Raw genomic sequence first — 16,795 nt, 5'->3', positions numbered from 1 at the left:
CCCCGGGCGCGGGGCGCAGGGCCCCACCACACGAGGGCCTGCCCCCGCGCCCGACTCTCACTGACAACTATCTAACCGGAGCTCTCCATGACCGCCACCGTTGAAGAACGCAAGGCCGCGAACAAGGCCCTGATCGATGAAGTGCTGAAGGCCTACCCTGAAAAGATGGCCAAGCGGCGCGCCAAGCACCTGGGCACCTTCGAGGACGGCAAGCCCGATTGCGGGGTCAAGTCCAACATCAAATCCTTGCCCGGCGTCATGACGATCCGGGGTTGTGCCTACGCGGGCTCCAAGGGCGTGGTGTGGGGCCCCATCAAGGACATGGTCCACATCAGCCACGGCCCGGTGGGCTGCGGCCAGTACTCGTGGGCTGCTCGTCGCAACTACTATATCGGCACCACCGGCATCGACACCTTTGTGACGATGCAGTTCACCTCGGACTTCCAGGAAAAAGACATCGTCTTCGGCGGTGACAAGAAGCTCGACAAGATCATTGACGAGATCCAGGAACTGTTCCCGCTCAACAAAGGCATCTCGATCCAGTCCGAGTGCCCGATCGGCCTGATCGGCGACGACATCGAAGCCGTCTCCAAGAAGAAGGCCAAGCAGTACGAAGGTCACACCATCGTGCCCGTGCGTTGCGAAGGCTTTCGCGGCGTGAGCCAGTCGCTGGGCCACCACCTGGCCAACGACGCGATCCGGGACTGGGTGTTCGACAAGGTCGACCCCAACAAGCGCCCCGATTTCGTCTCCACCCCTTACGACGTGGCCATCATCGGCGACTACAACATCGGTGGCGACGCCTGGGCCAGCCGCATCCTGCTCGAAGAGATGGGCCTTCGCGTGATCGCGCAATGGTCGGGCGACGGCACCATCGCCGAGCTGGAGAACACCCCCAAGGCCAAGCTCAACGTGCTGCACTGCTACCGTTCGATGAACTACATCAGCCGGCACATGGAAGAAAAGTACGGTATCCCATGGGTGGAGTACAACTTCTTCGGCCCTTCGATGATCGAGAAGAGCCTGCGCGAGATCGCCAGCCACTTCGACGACACCATCAAGGCCAATGCCGAAAAACTGATCGCCCGCTACCGCCCGTTGATGGACGCGGTGATCGCCAAGTACAAGCCCCGCCTGGAAGGCAAGAAGGTCATGCTGTTCGTGGGCGGCCTGCGCCCGCGCCACGTGATCGGCGCCTACGAGGACCTGGGCATGGAAGTGGTGGGCACGGGCTACGAGTTCGGCCACAACGACGACTACCAGCGCACCACTCACTACGTCAAAGACGGCACGCTGATCTATGACGACGTGACAGGCTACGAGTTCGAGAAGTTCGTCGAGCAGGTCAAGCCCGACCTGGTTGGCTCGGGCATCAAGGAAAAGTACGTGTTCCAGAAAATGGGCGTGCCCTTCCGGCAGATGCACAGCTGGGACTACTCGGGCCCATACCACGGCTATGACGGCTTCGCGATTTTTGCGCGCGACATGGACATGGCCATCTCCAGCCCGATCTGGGGCCTGACCCAGGCGCCCTGGAAAAAGGCCGCCTGATCCCATCAGCCACCGCCAGCTTTCGCCAGCGCCCCGGGTGCCCCGCGCCCGGGGCCCCCTGAACCCTCTCTCGTTTACCGGAGCCCGTCATGCCCCAATCCGCCGACAAGATCCTCGACCACGAATTGCTGTTCCGTGAGCCCGAGTACCAGGAAATCTTCCGAACCAAGAAAGAGAACTTCGAGTTCAACCACTCCGACGACACCGTCAAACAGGTCATCGAGTGGACCAAGACCGAAGACTACAAGCAAAAAAACTTTGCCCGCGACTCACTGACCGTGAACCCGGCCAAGGCCTGCCAGCCGCTGGGCGCCGTGTACGTGGCCAACGGCTTTCACAAGACCTTGAGCTTTGTGCACGGCAGCCAGGGCTGCGTGGCCTACTACCGATCGCACTTCTCGCGCCACTTCAAGGAGCCCACCTCGTGCGTGAGCTCGTCGATGACCGAAGACGCCGCCGTCTTCGGGGGCCTGAACAACATGATCGACGGCCTGGCCAACGCCTACAACCTGTACAAGCCCGAGATGATTGCGGTGTCCACCACCTGCATGGCCGAAGTGATCGGCGATGACCTGGACGCCTTCATCAAGAACAGCAAACAAAAGGGCAGCGTCCCCGAGGCCTACGACGTGCCTTTTGCCCACACACCGGCCTTTGTGGGCAGCCACATCACCGGCTACGACAATGCCTTGCTGGGCATCCTCAAGCACTTCTGGGACGGCAAGGCCGGCACCACCGCGCCACTGACCCGCGTGCCCGATGAGAGCATCAACTTCATCGGTGGCTTTGACGGCTTTGTGGTCGGCAACATGAAAGAGATCCGCCGCATCTTCAGCCTGTTCGGCGTGCAGGTGAACGTGCTGTGCGACCCCTCGGGCAACTGGAACACCCCCACCGATGGTGAGTTCCGGATGTACGAAGGCGGCACCACCAAGGAAGAGGTGGAGCGTGCCCTGCACGCCAAGGCCACCATCGTGTTCCAGGAGTTCTGCAGCGAGAAGACCAGCAAGTTCATCAAGGAACACGGCCAGGAAGTGGTGGTGCTGAACGCCCCGGTGGGCGTGGCCGGCACCGATGCCTTCCTGCTGGCCATCTCGCGCCTCACGGGCAAGCCGGTGCCGGCCGAGCTGGAGCTGGAGCGCGGCCAGTTGGTCGATGCCATGGCCGACAGCCAGGCCCACTTGCACGGCAAACGCTACGCCCTGTACGGCGACCCTGACCAGATGCTGGGCTACACCCAGTTTCTGTTGGAGCTGGGCGCCGAGCCGGCCCATGTGGTGGCCACCAACGGCAACGAAGAATGGGCCAGGCGGGTGCAGGCCTTGTTCGACGCCTCGCCCTACGGTGCCGGCTGCAAGGCCTACCCCAAGCGCGACCTGTGGCACCTGCGCTCGCTGCTGTTCACGGAGCCGGTGGATTTTCTGATCGGCAACACCTACGGCAAGTACCTGGAGCGCGACACCGGCACCCCGCTGGTCCGCATGGTGTTCCCGATCTTTGACCGCCACCACTACCACCGCTACCCCACCTGGGGCTATGACGGCGGCCTGCGCGTGCTGGTGACCCTGCTCGACGAGTTCTTCGAAACCCTGGACGCCAACACCAACGTGGCCTCCAAGACCGACTACTCGTTCGACATCATCCGCTGATGTGCACGGCGGGCCACCTTGTGCCAGGTGGCCCGTCTCGCACCGGCTGGGCAGGGCCTGTGCCCACTGCCCGAGCCCGGACCGTTGTCCCTTCGCGCAGAGGAGTCATCGCCATGAATGCCCCCATCACCCATGTGAAGACCACCCTGGACGGGCGCCGCGTCGAGGTCATCGACGGGCAGCTGTGTCTGGACGGTGTGCCCGAGACCACCGTGCTGGTGCCCTTGAGTGAGCACCCCAACCGCCAGGCCATTGCCCGCGTCATGCCCGATGCGGCCTATGTGGCCGGTCGCCTGCCACTCACGCTCAGCGAAGCCGCCACGGCCCAGGGCGCCATGACGCAGGCGCAGCGCCAGTTTGACGCCAGCCCTTCGGGCATCAACCAGCGCATCCGGCGGGCCCTGTGGGCCAAGGCTGAGGCCGATGGGGTGGAGTGAAGCCCGTCATGATCTACATCCTGGAACGCCCCGCCGACGCGTCGACCGGATCGCTGGCCGCCGCATCGGCCCCGGCGGGTACCCCCGTGCAGGCCCGGTCTGAACCTCGCACCGAACCTCGCATTGAACCCCGTGCCTGGTTTGCCTACGATGAGGCCGACCTGGCCCGCAAGGTGGCCGCCACCGATGCCCTGCAGCCCTGGGAGATCTACGACCGGCAGAGCGCCCGCGAATGGCTGGAGCTGCTGGCCGATCTGCCCCCCGGCCCTGAGGCCGAGGCGCGCTTTCCGGCCCTGTGCGCGCTGGGGCAGCACCATGGCTATGACGCCCCGCTGTACCGAGCCGACCACCTGCTGGGGCGCGGCATGCTGCAAGCTGAACCCGTGAGCCTGCGCCAGGCGTTGGAGGCCGCACTGGCCGCCCGCCCGGGCCGCACCACGGTCTACTGGAGCGACGAGCAGGCCCTGCACGCCTTCGAGGGCGCCGACCCAGCCCTGGTGGGGCCTGCGCACTGGCACGCCCGGCGCGCCCTGTATCAGCAGTTGGTGGCACTCGAAGTGCTGGCCGACAACCAATAGGGGCAGGCCGTGCTGGCGCTGATGCAACTGGCCATCCTGCAGTCGGGTGGCCGCACCCTGGCCCTGCTGCTGCGCGAGTTGCAGGATGAGGATGAACTGTTTGCCAGCCCCAACACCCTGGCCGAGGTGGAGCAGCAGCTGCTGATCATGGCCCAGACCCTGTCGCACCTGCCCGAGGCCCTGCAGTTGAACCTGCCGCAACTGGACTGGCACGGCTGGGGCGTGTTGCAGACCCTGCTGGAGCAGCCGGGCAGCGCGCGCCGCGAGGCCGTCTGGTACGCCCTGAAGGCCCTGGTGCCTGCCACGCTGGACATGCTGCACCAGCTGCGGCAGCGTCATCCGGTGTGGTTCGACATGAAGCTGTGAGCACACCATGAGCGGCACCGGCCAAGACTTGATCCGCCTTTCGCTGGCGGCCGCGCAGAGCCAGGCCGCCGGCCTGGACGCGCAGGACCTGGCCTGGATGAGCTGCCTGGTACAGATGGACCGCATCGAGCGCCTGCGCCCTGAGCAGCGCGGCCAGAGCCTTTGCCGGGCCTTGATGGCGCCGTACCCAAGGGGCTTCTTCGAGGCGCTGCGCGCCTGCGGCGGCCTGAAGCGCTTCTTGCCCGAACTCGACCAGCTCTATGCCCAAGCCCTGCCGGTGGGGGCTGCGTCCGATGCAACGCCGTCCTTGGTCGCCCCGCATGCGGCCGAGGTCCAACTGCGGGTGCTGGACCGGTTGGCCGCCAGCGGTGCCCCACTGGAGCACCGCCTGGCCGGGCTGTTGCACCGCATCGGCGGGATGCCGCCGGAAGGCGACCGGTGCCTCGATCGGGCGGTGGACCGGCTGCGGCCGACCCGTCCCGGTGAGACGGCCCTGGCCGTGCTGGCCGCCCTGAGCGAACGCTGTCAACTGCCCGAAGCGAGGCTGGTGCTGTGCCGCCAATTGATGCGGCACCGCGATCGTCTGCTGCATCTGGCCGATGGCGATCCCGAGGCGGTGCTGCAACTGCTGCTGGAGCTGGGTTGCCCGGATCAGCCGCAGACGCTGGGCACCTTGTTGCACCTCTGCCAGCTGGAGTACGAGGCCACTGTTGGGCGCCCCGGCTTCGTGCAGGCCCGCTGGTGGCAGCGCATGCAGGCCGCGCTGCTTGCCGTGTCGGTGCCCGGCGCGCAGGCCGACCCGAGGCATGACCTGACCTGGCGGCAGGCACAACTGGCACGCCTGCGGCAGATCCTGTTGCAAGTGCCCTTCAGGCAGGCGTCCGGGCCATCGCCGCCCCCACCGTGGCGCTGATGCGCCCACATGCCCATCGCTGACCATCGCTGACCATCGCTGACCATCGCTGACCATCACCGCCAACGCAGACCATCGCCATGCACTACGACATCGAAACCTTTCTGGCCCATTCCATCCAGCTGGAGAGCGAGGCCGCCCGCCGCTTTGGCGAACTGGCCGACGCCATGCAGAGCGCGGGCAACCGCGCGGTGGCCCGCCTGTTCAGGCGCCTGGCCGACTACTCGCTGCTGCACCTGCAAGACGCCCGTGCCCGCGCCGCCTACCGCCAGTTGCCCGCGCTGAAAGCCGAGGATTTCAGCTGGCCCGACCTCGAAAGCCCCGAGGCCGCCGCCATCTGGGCCGCCGACCCCCAACTGGGCCCGGAGCAGGCGCTGCAGGTGGCCCTGCAAGCCGAAACCTCGGGCCGTGACTTCTACCAGCAGGTGCTTGACGGCACCACCGACCCCGAAATCCGCACCCTGGCGCGCGAGTTTGTCGACGAAGAAAGCGCCCACGTGCTGGAGTTGCAGCGCTGGGTGGATCTGCAGAAGGCAGGTCTGCCTTTGCCGGTGGAGGGGTGATGGACAAGTGAAAGACAGAAGCAGGCCCAACGTTTCGCAGCGCTGAACTTCTGTCGAGCCTTGACCGCGTGGCCGTCATGGGTCTTCAGGACCTCACACAGGCCAGCAACGTGGCCTCAATTCGTGAAGGGGCCGGGTCCCGCGGGAGCATCGGGTGCTTCCAGCGCAAAGGCGCAATCGAAGTATTTCTCTGCCTCGTGCCAAGCTGCCTTTTCTTTCCACAAGGTCAGCAAGGCTCGGCTGGCATCGACGACGCTGGGGCTGACCTGCAGGGTTTGCAGGCCCAGCGCCTTGAAGGTGTCCTCGTGGTCGTGCAGGCTGCCCACCTGTCCCGCGTAACTGTAGAACTGGCGGATCTTGCCGGGCTGTGCAAACCGCGCCATCCCTTCGCATGCGGCCCCGCTCTCAGGGGCCCGTCCGGCGTGGGCCTGTGAAAAGCTGTCCTGGAGCATGTGCAGCAGAACACCCAGAGCCACTTGGTCGAGGTCTTTGCGGACCTCGACGATGCCGGTTGCCATCAGATTGGTGGCCGTCATGTCGCCAGGAAAATAGAGCGCCAGCGGGGCCATGCCGAGGGTTCGGATGAATTGATCGGTTGGAATTGTCTGGGTCGCCACCCCCCAGAGGAACTGTGCCCACATGCGCATGCGTTGCTGGGTCTCGGCGGCAGTCTCTCCGTCGTGCGCGGCCATTGAATGGAAGAACTGCAGGTCACCAAAATGGGATCGGTACAACAAGTAGTCGCCTGGGCCGAAAGCAGGTTCGCCGGGCCGGCTGGCCATGCGCTGCTTGGCGGTCTTGTCGGCATCGGAAAACAGGCCCTTCCAGCACTTGGGCTGGGCAGTTGAGCGCAGCGTGACACTGGGGTCACAGTCTGCAATGCGCGGCGGCGACGCGCGGTTCAGCGCGAACGGTGGATCGTCGGGCCAGCGTACGCCGTACAAAAGCACCTGGTGGGCCCGGACCGCTTCGGTGGTCAGGCAGTCTTTTTCAGCGCCTGGCTGAACCGTGCAGTCAAGGGCGTTGAGGGTGATGGCTTCATGCACCGGGCTTTTGATCAAAGGAAGCGCGTTGCCAACCAACCATTGCCCCAGACCGTCGATGATCTGGTTGCTGCCCAGGCTGGAGAGCTTTCGGTCAACGTCGCTGATGCGAGGCAGAACCTGAAAGGCCGGCGACACAGAGGGCCCCAGTGAGGCCGCCATGCATGCGATGGCCAGGCAACGTTTCAGGTGGGTCTTTGCCATGATCAAGGTCCTCCGTTGGGGTCTTCGGCCCCCAGTTGACAGGGTCGTTTGTCTTGATTTCATCCTAAACGAAAGCTGGCCATGCCTTGCCGGCTGCCTTGATGGCAGGCGTGCTGCGGCGCTTTGAGGTGAAGTGGGGCGAACAAATCGCCCCAGAGCCCCCTCAAGTGATCTTGAACACCGTCCGCACCATCTTGCCGCCGGCCTTGTGCTCGTAGGCGGCCCACTGCTTGATGCCTTTGACCAGCACCTCGGAGCTCACGTCGCGCACTACTTTGCCGGCCTTGCGCTGGGCGGTGACCCAGTCCTGGATGTGGGGGTAAAAGGTGCCCTCGGGGCCGCTGGGGATCAGCAGGTGTTTGCCGGCCACTTGGCCGGCGGGGGTCACGGTGAGTTCGGTGGCAGGCATGAACGGCTGAGGTCTGGTTTGGTTGAGTCGGAGGGTTGGGTGGGCAGGGCCCTGGTGGCGGGCAGGGCAGGGCGGGCCTGCTGCAGGCGGCCATTCTAGGGCGGTGGTGGTGGGCGGTAGGGCGCTGTGTCGCAAACCCTTCAATTGCGTCAAACGCTTCACGCCGCAGTGGGCCAGGTGCGACCGGGCGTTGTACCGGGGGGGTGGGCAATGCCGTTTTGTGCGCTTTGTCGCTGGCACCAAAACTGCAAAGAGGGCTTACCCACCCCACCGCTGTCAGGAGTGCCCCATGTCCGTCTCGCTCAAAGCGAAAATTGCCGAAGTGTTCGAAGAGCCCGGTTGCGACAAGAACCAGGGCAAGACTGAGAAAGAGCGCAAGAAAGGATGCACCAAGCAGCTGTCGCCCGGTGCCGCCGCCGGTGGCTGTGCGTTTGATGGCGCCAAGATCGCGTTGCAGCCGATTGCCGACGTGGCCCACCTGGTGCATGGCCCGATCGCCTGCGAGGGCAACTCGTGGGACAACCGGCATTCGGCCTCGTCGGGCTCGCAGATCTACCGCACCGGTTTCACCACCGACATCCATGAGCTCGATGTGATCTATGGCGGCGAAAAACGCCTGTTCCGCAGTGTGCGCGAGATCATCGAGAAGTTCGACCCGCCGGCGGTGTTTGTGTACCAGACCTGTGTGACGGCCCTGATCGGCGACGACATCGAGGCCGTGTGCCAGCGCGCCAGCGCCAAGTTTGGCAAACCGGTGATCCCGGTCAACGCGCCGGGCTTTGCCGGCCCCAAGAACCTGGGCAACAAGCTGGGTGCCGAGGCCTTGCTCGACTACGTGATCGGCACCCGGGAGCCCGAGTACACCACCCCGCTGGACATCAACATCATCGGTGAATACAACCTGGTGGGCGAGCTGTGGCAGACCCGGCCACTGCTGGAGGCCTTGGGCATCCGGGTGCTGTCGTGCATCTCGGGCGATGGCCGCTACAACGAGATCGCCAGCGCACACCGCGCCAAGGTCAACATGATGGTGTGCTCCAAGTCGATGATCAATGTGGCCACCCGCATGGAGCAGCGCTACGGCATTCCGTACTTCGAGGGCTCGTTCTACGGCATCAGCGACATGAGCGACACCCTGCGCCAGATCGCCACGCTGCTGGTGCGCCAGGGCGCCGATGCCGAGCTGCTGGAGCGCACCGAGCGCCTGATCGAGGTGGAAGAGGCCCGGGCCTGGAAGCGCATTGCCAGCTACAAGGCCCGCCTGAGCGGCAAGCGGGTGCTGCTGATCACCGGCGGCGTCAAGTCCTGGTCGGTGGTGTCGGCCCTGCAAGAAGCAGGGCTTGAGATCGTGGGCACCAGCGTCAAGAAGAGCACCCGCGAAGACAAGGAAAAGATCAAGGAGATCATGGGCGACGACGCCCACATGATCGACGACATGACCCCGCGCGAGATGTACAAGATGCTGCGCGAGGCGCGGGCCGACATCATGCTGTCGGGCGGGCGCTCGCAGTTTGTCGCCCTGAAGGCGCGCATGCCCTGGCTCGACATCAACCAGGAGCGCCACCACCCCTATGGCGGCTACGAGGGCATGGTGGAACTGGTGCACGAGATCGACCGGGCCCTGTTCAACCCGGTGTGGCAGCAGGTGCGCATCCCGGCACCTTGGGGTGACGACGGCGCAACCCTGGGCGCGGTGCCGGCCAGCGCTGCCGGCCCGGATGCGACCCCCGCAAGCGCGGCAACCTTGCCCAGCCCCACACCCGAACCCATGCCCATGCCCATGCCCATGGCAGCGCACCAGTACCTGAGCGACGTGGCGGCCCAGTCTCTGGGCCTCAGCGCCGAAGAGATTCCGGTTTGAGCCCTGCCACGCCTGTCTGCTTTTCTGCCCGCCAGCCCACCCCATCCACCCAGCCGGAGAGCCCCACCATGGCCAAGGTCGTCGAGTCGAAGAAAGCCTGCACCGTCAACCCGCTCAAGATGAGCCAGCCCCTGGGGGCCAGCCTGGCCTTTCTGGGCCTGGCCGACTGCATGCCGGTGATGCATGGCTCGCAGGGCTGCACCTCGTTCGGCCTGGTGCTGCTGGTGCGCCACTTCAAAGAGGCCATTCCACTGCAGACCACGGCCATGAACGAGGTGACCACCATCATGGGGGGCTACGACAACCTGGTCACGGCCTTGCTCAACATCCGCAAGCGCGCCGCACCGCGGCTGATCGCCATCTGCTCCACCGGCCTGACCGAGACCAAGGGCGACGATGTGGAGGGCTTTCTGGTCACCGCCCGCCAGCGCCATCCCGAACTGGCCGACACCGAGATCGTCTACGTCTCCACCCCCGACTACGTGGGCGCCTTTGAAGACGGCTACCGCCTCGCCCTGACCGGCCTGGTGCAGCAACTGGTCAAGCCCTTGCCGGTGCGGCCCCGGCAGGTGACGCTGTTGCCTGGCAGCCACCTCTCACCCGGCGACATCGACGAGCTGCGCGAGATCATCGAGGCCTTTGGTCTGCAGCCGGTGGTGCTGCCCGATCTGTCGGGCTCGCTGGACGGCCACATCGCCCCCGACTGGCGCGGCACCACCCTGGGCGGCACCAGCTTGGAGGACATTCGCGCCACAGGGGCCTCGGCCTTCACCTTGGGGGTGGGCGAGCAAACCCGGCAGGCGGCCCAGGCCCTGCAGGCCATCGCCGGCACGCCTTTTGAGGTGTTCGAGCGCCTGACCGGGCTGGAGCCCAACGACCGCCTGCTGCTGCGCCTGTCGCAGGTGTCGGGCCAGCCCGTGCCGGCCCGGCTGCGCCGCCAGCGCAGCCAGTTGCTTGACGCCATGCTCGACGGGCATTTCTACACCGGTGGCATCAAGGTGGCCCTGGCGGCCGAGCCTGACCTGCTGCTGGCCGTGGGCGCCTTGCTGCACGAGATGGGCGCCGAGCTGAGCGTGTGCATCAGCACCACCGCATCGCCTGCCCACGCCCTGTTGCCGGCCGCCGAAGTGCTGCTGGGCGACCTGGAAGACCTGGAGCGCATGGCCGTCGATTGCGATGTGCTGATCACCCATTCGCACGGGCGCCAGGCGGCCGAGCACCTGGGCAAGCCGCTGTGGCGCGTGGGCTTTCCGATGTTCGATCGGGTGGGCAACTCGCACCGGCGCATGGTGGGCTACCGCGGCACCATGAACCTGATCTTCGAGATCGCCAACCTCATGATCGAGCACCTGCCGCACCACCACGCGGGCGACTGGCCCCTGAGCCCCGAGGCCCAGCGCGCGGCCAGCCGCCCCTCGGCCAGCCCCGTTTCCCCTGCCTCGATGGCGCTTGAAGCGCATCAGGCGGCACCACCGGCCCAGGCTTGCAGCTTCTGAGCCCCATTCAATGCCCCTCTCTGAAGAACAGGAGTTCCCCATGAAAGTCGCCTTCGCCACCCAGGACAAGGTCCGCGTGGACGCCCACTTCGGCTGGGCCAAAAGCATTCTCTGCTACGACGTGACGCCCGAGGGCTCGCGCTTTGTCGAGGCCTTCGACTTCGACGGCAAGCTTGAGGAAGACGGTGACGAAGACAAGCTGGCCCCCAAGCTTGAAGCCATCAAAGACTGCGCCATCCTGTACGTGGCCGCCATCGGTGGTTCGGGCGCGGCGCGGGTGGTGGCCCTGAAGATCCACCCGATCAAGGTGCCCCAGCCCGAGGTGATCGACGAGATCCTGCTCAAGCTGCAAGGCGTGCTCAAGGGCACACCGCCCCCCTGGCTGCGCAAGGCCATGACCAAAGATCAGCCTCGCGCCCACGATTTTGATGACGAACTCGACGAGGTCCAACATGGCTGAAGCCACTCTTACCACCCCCCCCGCCCTTGACGCTGCTGCGCCCGCTGAACTGCCCGTCGGGGCCGACGACACGGCCTTTCTGGCCCAGCCCTTTGTGCAGCAACTGATCAAGCAGCTGCGCGCCCAGGACACCCATGGCGCCTGGGACGGCAAGACCGACCTTCAACTGCTGCGCCCCTACATCCTCACCCCCGAAGAGCGCCGGGCCCTGCCCATCCTGGGCGACCCCGACCCCGAAATCCTGTGGCGGCTCGACATCTTCTACAACGCGATCGCCGTGGCCATCGAACGCGAGACCGGCCAGATGGTGTCGCCCATGATGAAGATGAGCCACGAGGGCTTTGGCCGCATGGTGCTGCTGGCCGGCCGCCTGGTGGTGGTCAACAAACAACTGCGCGATGTGCATCGCTTCGGCTTTCCGTCGCTGGCCAAGCTGGCCGAGGCCGGCGGCAAGTTTCTCGATGAGGCCATCACCATGATCCGCACCTACCCGGCCGTGGCCCAGTACGGGGCCTGACGCCGCAACCCCCCCTTCAGACGTTTTGACCATGACCACGCCCGACCCCCGCGCCGACGAGCTCAAAGCGCGCATCAAGAAGCTCAACGCCCAGGCCACCCAGGCCAAGATGGATCTGCACGATCTGTCCGAAGACCTGCCCACCGGCTGGGAACGCATCTTGGACGTGGCCCAGCGCTGCCACCGCGCCCACGCCGACCTGATGGACGCCCGCCGCGAGGCGGCCCAGGCCACCTCCTGACCCTGCCCGGAGCCCACCATGAGCGAACACTTTCAGGTCACGCTGCCCAGCGGCGCGCAATGGACCCCGACCTTCGTGGCCAGCCTCGACGAAGCCAAGTGCATCGGCTGCGGGCGCTGCTTTCGCGTTTGCCCGCGCGGCGTGCTGGAGCTGGTGGGCCTGGACGAAGACGGCGAACGCATCCACCTGGCCGGCGATGACGACGACGAAGACGATGAGTACGAGAAAAAGGTCATGACCATCGCCCATCAGGAGCTGTGCATCGGCTGCACCGCCTGCGCCAAGATCTGCCCCAAGAAGTGCTACACCCACGCCGCCGCCCCGGCGTGAACCCGGCGGGTCTGCCCATGGACACCTACCGCACCTTATTGCTGTCGTTCGCCGATACCGACCCGCTGGAGCCCGCCGCCCTGGCCCTGGCCGGCGTGCTGGAACAGGCCTGGCAGGCCCATGGCCTGGCCTGGCTGCCCCTCAGCGGCCTGGGCGCAGAGCCCACCCGGCTGGCACTCCAGCGCTGGTTCCCGGGCGCCGACCGGCATCTGGGTCTGGATTGGGCCGTCTTGGCACAGGCCCACCGACCGGAGCCCCGGCAGGACGAGGTCGACGACCTGCTGGACCTGCTGCGCGAGCACATGGCCCTGCCCGCCGGCACCCCGGCCGAACGCGAGGCCGTGGCCCACGCCATCGCCTGCGCCTGCCTGGGCAACAACCACCTGTGGCAAGACCTGGCATTGCCCTCACGGGCCGAACTCTCGGCCTTGATTGCCACCTGGTTCCCCACCCTGGCCTCGCTCAACCACCAGAACATGAAGTGGAAGAAGTTCTTCTACAAGCAGCTCTGCCTGCGCCACGAGCTGTTCATCTGCCGGGCACCCAGCTGTGCGGTGTGTGCGGATCAAGGGCTTTGTTTTGGGCCGGAGTAGGGCAGGGGTGCTTGGGTCGATTTGACTGGGGTGTTTCTGTGATCAAGACCGCCCTCCACCTGGCTTCTGAGCCGGAAGATCGCTTGGTGTCGCTGGAGGCGCCTTTGAATGCCGGTGCTGACACCGCTGCAAAAGGCCTCTTTGTGGATACGCCATTGGACCTCGCTTCTCGTCAAGGTTTCAATGTGTTTACTGCCGCGTCAACGGCATGAGGGGGGCAACGGGAAGCGAGCATTGGCGCCGTTTCAGATTTGACGGCATCTGGCCGGCGTTGAATTCAGTGACACAGAGATCCCGCTCTGGGCTGATCTGCCGCCGCTCGATCTTGCTGAAATCGGTCGTTGTGTCGTCATCAGGCCAACAAATCTAGGCATTGATAACTGCTTCCGAGATTTATCGGCTGATTACGAAGTCTCGTTTCTGGCCGGATTCCGCCCCCCCGCCAAGGTTTTCGGGAGGCAATCCGCCCAAGTGCGAGCCCATTCCGATCACTCAGCACGGCACTTCCCACTCCGCTCCAAAAGCCTCTTGAGTTGCTCCGCTGAAACCTGGCTCCACACCTGTCCGCACGCCCTGCAGGCCTGGAACGGTTGCCCATTTCAAGGTCACTCCTGATAGGTTTTGGCCATGCTATCAGGCCCTCCCTATCGAGGTCACGGCGACGGCCACGGGGTTGCGCCGTGAGGCTGTGTTGGCACCCCAGTCGCTGGAGCCGGGCACGCAGCTTGCAATGCTCTGTCGACCTATGTAGTTCGCTACATAAACACGACAAGCCCTGTGCCAACCCTGACAAAGCCGACACGCCATGAACACCACTGCACCTCGACCCGGCCCCACGCAACATCAACGCATCGGTCTGCCAGCCGCCCCCGGCAGGGCTGCCGAGGGGCCCAGCGCGCGCTACATCCCGTGCTCACGGGCCTGCTACCAGACCCTGGTCTGGCCACGGGGGGCGGGAGGCACTGCCGGCGGTGGCGGTGGTGGTAGCTGGCAGGGCGAGCCGGTCCAGCCGGCCGGTTCGTTGCACCAACGCCTGCCGCAACTGCCCCAGCCGCCGCACCGGCTGTTGGCCTTGTGCAACGAAGAGGGGCTGCGCAGGCTGGTGGCCTTGCACATGGCGCGCCTGCGCAGCACCCCGCTGTTTGCCCAGGCTGGGCCCTGTTTTGATTGCGTGGCGCAGCGTGTGGCCGATTTTGTGGTCGAGTCTTGCGGCGGGCCGCTGTATTACAGCCAGCGCCACAGTCGGCTGCAAGCCGGCTATGGCCTGCCCTTGTTGCTGGACCCACCGGGCCGCGAGCTGTGGCTGGTGCAGCTTTGGCACGCCATGGACGATGCGGGCCTGGCGCCCGCCCTGCAGGCCGACTATTGGAATTGGGCCGAGCCCCTGTCGGTGCACTTGCTGGCGCCCCAGGCCCGGTACGCAGGCCTCAGCCGCTACCCCTACGACACGGTGCGCAGCTGGTTTCTCAACGCCTCGCCTCGGGGGGGCTGAGCGGCGCGGTTCTTGCGCTGCGCCCTTCAACCCTGGTCTTGATTCCTCTTCGCGCCGCGCCCTGCAGGGGCCCGCTGTGCCGAGGCCTTTGTCAGAAAGCCCGCCTGTGTCGTCTTTGTCGCAAATGTCGTCTTTGTCGCCCGCGCCGGGGCTCACCCGCCTGGGCGTGTTCCTCAACGTGGAAGACCCGCACCACGACCCGGCCGGCGCCTTGCTCGAGCTGGTGCGCACGGCCGTGGCGGCCGAGGCTCAGGGCTACGAATCGGTGTGGCTGGCCGAGCACCACCACAACGGATTTGCGATTGGCAGCGCTCTCACGGTGTTGTTGGGCCACGTCGCGGCGCTGACCACGCGGATTCGCCTGGGCACCGGGGCGGCCCTGTTGCCCCTGAACGACCCGGTGCGCATCGCCGAGCAGGTGGCCACGCTGGATTTGCTGAGCCAGGGCCGCATCGAGTTCGGCGTGGGGCGAGGGGGGCCGTTTCCGGAGCAGTACCGCCAGGTGGGCCTGGCCTCGGCCGATGAGGCACGGGCCCATCTGCATGAGGCGCTGGCGCTGATCCGGCGCTTGTGGGCCCCGGTTCAGGGCGATGGCGACAGCGATGGGGGCGTTGATTTTGCGGGCCGCTTCTACCAGGTCACCAACCTGCGGCTCGAGCCCAAACCGCTGCAGCGCACGGTGCCAGTGTGGCTGGCCAGCCTCAGCCCCGACTCGTGTGCGCTGGCCGCCGCGAACGGCGACGGCCTGATGGCCACGCCTTCGTCCGATCTGGCGCAGGTGGCCCAGGTGGTGCAGGCACAGCGGGCCCGGCAGGGAGGCTTGCGTTTTGCGATCGCGCGCTTCTTTCATTGTGAGCCCGACCATGGCCAGGCCCTGGCGCACGGCCTGGCCGGGGTGCGCGCCTATCCGCTGGAGATGGGCGTGCAGTTTGCGCCGGGCAAGCGCCCGCCCATGTTCGAGCCCGATGCGCCTGACGAGGTGATCCTGGCCAATGCCGTGATCGGTGACCCGGCCCATTGCCTGGCCCAGGTTCAGCGCCTGCAGGCCTTGCTGGGCCCGCATCTGTTGCTGCTCAAGCCCGCCGCGCATGAGCCTGCCCAGGCACGCGCGGCGTTGGGCCTGTTCATGTCGGAAATGCGACAACAAGGCCTGGCCCAGTGATTGCTTTGCCACACCAGCCGATTTTGCAATGCGCCCTCGCGGGCCTTGCCTGCCACCCCATGCCCCTGACCCTTGCTGCCCTTGCTTGCTTGCCACACCTGGCGCCCTGGGCCTGCGCGGCAACCGAAAGAGCGCATGGCTGACTCGACCCTGCTCAGTGGCGACCTGAGGCTGGCTGGGCGCCTTGACGGGCGCTTTTTCGAGTTGCTTGAGGCCCTGCACGCCACCGGCTCGATCAACCGCGCGGCCCGCGCCGCGGGCTACACCTACAAAGGCGCCTGGCTGATTCTGGAGAGTGCGGCCAAGCTGGCGCACGAACCCCTGGTGGAGCGCGTGGTGGGCGGGCGCGGCGGTGGCGGCACCCGGCTCACACCGGCCTCGCTGGGCCTGCTGGCCGCCTGGCGCCATCTGCAAACCCAACAAGCCGCCTTCTTGCGCCAGCAAGAGGCCTGGCTCACCCAGCAACCGGCACTCGCCGGGCTTTTAAGGAGCGTTTCCATGAAGACCACCGCACGCAACCAGTTCGCCGGCAGCATCACGGCCATTGAGAGCGGCCCCGTCACCACCCAGGTCTGTGTGCAGATCGCTGGCGGCCATGAGGTGGTGGCCACCCTGACCAGCAAGGCGGCCGAGCGCCTCAAGCTGGCGCTGGGCAAGGCCGCTATCGTGATGATCAAGTCGTCGGCCCTGGTGCTGGTGACCGACTTTGGCGGCTACGCTCTGTCGGCCCGCAATCAGTTTGCTGGCACCCTGTCGCGGGTAGAGCGCGGCGCCGTGTCCTCGCTGGTGGTGGTGACCCTGCCCGGTGGCATGCACCTGACCGCCAGCGTCACCAACGACGCGGTGGACGCCCTGGCCCTGGAGGTGGGCCAGGCCGCCACCGCGGTGTTCAAGGCCTATTCAGTGATGGTGGCCGTGGCGGAGGATTGA

The 16,795-nt window shown here is 66.0% G+C and carries 20 protein-coding genes; 18 read left to right on the top strand and 2 right to left on the bottom strand.

Annotated features, from left to right (window positions below):
* Nucleotides 1–87: 87 nt before the first annotated feature.
* The 7 genes from nifD (at nt 88) to AC3WUT_RS04395 (ending at nt 6,057) form a co-directional block, all read left to right on the top strand.
* Entirely contained in the window at nt 88–1,551 is a 1,464-nt protein-coding gene (gene nifD / locus AC3WUT_RS04425) for a nitrogenase molybdenum-iron protein alpha chain (protein WP_019572772.1), read from the top strand.
* 89 nt (nt 1,552–1,640) lie between these two features.
* Complete coding sequence (nifK, locus tag AC3WUT_RS04420; RefSeq protein ID WP_492345865.1) at nt 1,641–3,200, top strand: nitrogenase molybdenum-iron protein subunit beta; 1,560 nt, start codon at nt 1,641–1,643, stop codon at nt 3,198–3,200.
* 113 nt (nt 3,201–3,313) lie between these two features.
* Complete coding sequence (locus AC3WUT_RS04415; protein ID WP_492345864.1) at nt 3,314–3,637, top strand: hypothetical protein; 324 nt, start codon at nt 3,314–3,316, stop codon at nt 3,635–3,637.
* 8 nt (nt 3,638–3,645) lie between these two features.
* Nucleotides 3,646–4,215 (top strand): hypothetical protein, encoded by a 570-nt coding sequence (locus tag AC3WUT_RS04410; RefSeq protein ID WP_492345863.1) that lies wholly within the window; start codon nt 3,646–3,648, stop codon nt 4,213–4,215.
* 9 nt (nt 4,216–4,224) lie between these two features.
* Nucleotides 4,225–4,581, top strand: coding sequence for a hypothetical protein (locus AC3WUT_RS04405; protein WP_492345862.1), 357 nt, complete (start codon nt 4,225–4,227; stop codon nt 4,579–4,581).
* A gap of 7 nt (nt 4,582–4,588) precedes the next feature.
* The gene (locus AC3WUT_RS04400) at nt 4,589–5,494 is read left to right on the top strand and encodes a hypothetical protein (protein WP_492345861.1); all 906 of its coding nucleotides are present in this window, start codon (nt 4,589–4,591) and stop codon (nt 5,492–5,494) included.
* Nucleotides 5,495–5,574: 80 nt separating this feature from the next.
* Nucleotides 5,575–6,057 carry a ferritin-like domain-containing protein gene (locus AC3WUT_RS04395; RefSeq protein ID WP_492345860.1) on the top strand — a complete coding sequence of 161 codons (483 nt, stop codon included), beginning with the start codon at nt 5,575–5,577 and terminating at the stop codon, nt 6,055–6,057.
* Between the two features lie 116 nt (nt 6,058–6,173).
* Here AC3WUT_RS04395 and AC3WUT_RS04390 read toward each other — a convergent pair whose 3' ends face one another.
* A complete protein-coding gene (locus AC3WUT_RS04390; protein ID WP_492345859.1) occupies nt 6,174–7,304 on the bottom strand; it encodes a hypothetical protein in 1,131 nt (376 codons plus the stop codon).
* Nucleotides 7,305–7,467: 163 nt separating this feature from the next.
* Nucleotides 7,468–7,713, bottom strand: a complete 246-nt coding sequence (locus AC3WUT_RS04385; RefSeq protein ID WP_492345858.1) for a hypothetical protein — start codon at nt 7,711–7,713, stop codon at nt 7,468–7,470.
* Nucleotides 7,714–8,002: 289 nt separating this feature from the next.
* Here AC3WUT_RS04385 and nifE point away from each other — a divergent pair, with 289 nt between their 5' ends.
* The 11 genes from nifE (at nt 8,003) to AC3WUT_RS04330 (ending at nt 16,795) form a co-directional block, all read left to right on the top strand.
* On the top strand, nt 8,003–9,574 hold the full coding sequence (gene nifE / locus AC3WUT_RS04380; RefSeq protein WP_492345857.1) for a nitrogenase iron-molybdenum cofactor biosynthesis protein NifE: 1,572 nt from the start codon (nt 8,003–8,005) through the stop codon (nt 9,572–9,574).
* 68 nt (nt 9,575–9,642) lie between these two features.
* Complete coding sequence (gene nifN / locus AC3WUT_RS04375) at nt 9,643–11,070, top strand: nitrogenase iron-molybdenum cofactor biosynthesis protein NifN (protein ID WP_492345856.1); 1,428 nt, start codon at nt 9,643–9,645, stop codon at nt 11,068–11,070.
* Nucleotides 11,071–11,110: 40 nt separating this feature from the next.
* Nucleotides 11,111–11,530: a nitrogen fixation protein NifX gene (nifX, locus tag AC3WUT_RS04370; protein ID WP_492345855.1), complete on the top strand. Its 420-nt coding sequence runs from the start codon at nt 11,111–11,113 to the stop codon at nt 11,528–11,530.
* The gene (locus AC3WUT_RS04365; RefSeq protein WP_492345854.1) at nt 11,523–12,047 is read left to right on the top strand and encodes a NifX-associated nitrogen fixation protein; all 525 of its coding nucleotides are present in this window, start codon (nt 11,523–11,525) and stop codon (nt 12,045–12,047) included. Before nifX ends, AC3WUT_RS04365 begins: the two co-directional genes overlap by 8 nt.
* Nucleotides 12,048–12,078: 31 nt before the next feature.
* Nucleotides 12,079–12,288: a CCE_0567 family metalloprotein gene (locus AC3WUT_RS04360; protein ID WP_492345853.1), complete on the top strand. Its 210-nt coding sequence runs from the start codon at nt 12,079–12,081 to the stop codon at nt 12,286–12,288.
* Nucleotides 12,289–12,306: 18 nt separating this feature from the next.
* A complete protein-coding gene (fdxB, locus tag AC3WUT_RS04355) occupies nt 12,307–12,618 on the top strand; it encodes a ferredoxin III, nif-specific (RefSeq protein ID WP_492345852.1) in 312 nt (103 codons plus the stop codon).
* 17 nt (nt 12,619–12,635) lie between these two features.
* Nucleotides 12,636–13,211, top strand: a complete 576-nt coding sequence (locus AC3WUT_RS04350) for a nitrogen fixation protein NifQ (protein ID WP_492345851.1) — start codon at nt 12,636–12,638, stop codon at nt 13,209–13,211.
* A 38-nt stretch (nt 13,212–13,249) separates the two neighbouring features.
* Complete coding sequence (locus AC3WUT_RS04345; RefSeq protein ID WP_492345850.1) at nt 13,250–13,423, top strand: hypothetical protein; 174 nt, start codon at nt 13,250–13,252, stop codon at nt 13,421–13,423.
* A 593-nt stretch (nt 13,424–14,016) separates the two neighbouring features.
* Complete coding sequence (locus tag AC3WUT_RS04340) at nt 14,017–14,703, top strand: globin family protein (RefSeq protein ID WP_492345849.1); 687 nt, start codon at nt 14,017–14,019, stop codon at nt 14,701–14,703.
* Between the two features lie 124 nt (nt 14,704–14,827).
* On the top strand, nt 14,828–15,865 hold the full coding sequence (locus tag AC3WUT_RS04335; RefSeq protein WP_492345848.1) for an LLM class flavin-dependent oxidoreductase: 1,038 nt from the start codon (nt 14,828–14,830) through the stop codon (nt 15,863–15,865).
* 135 nt (nt 15,866–16,000) lie between these two features.
* A complete protein-coding gene (locus AC3WUT_RS04330) occupies nt 16,001–16,795 on the top strand; it encodes a TOBE domain-containing protein (RefSeq protein WP_492345847.1) in 795 nt (264 codons plus the stop codon).

It is taken from the genome of Curvibacter sp. EU05-FHT14A10, assembly GCF_058791075.1.
The sequence above is the reverse complement of the archived record's forward strand: the minus strand, read 5'-3'. Positions and strand labels throughout refer to the sequence as shown.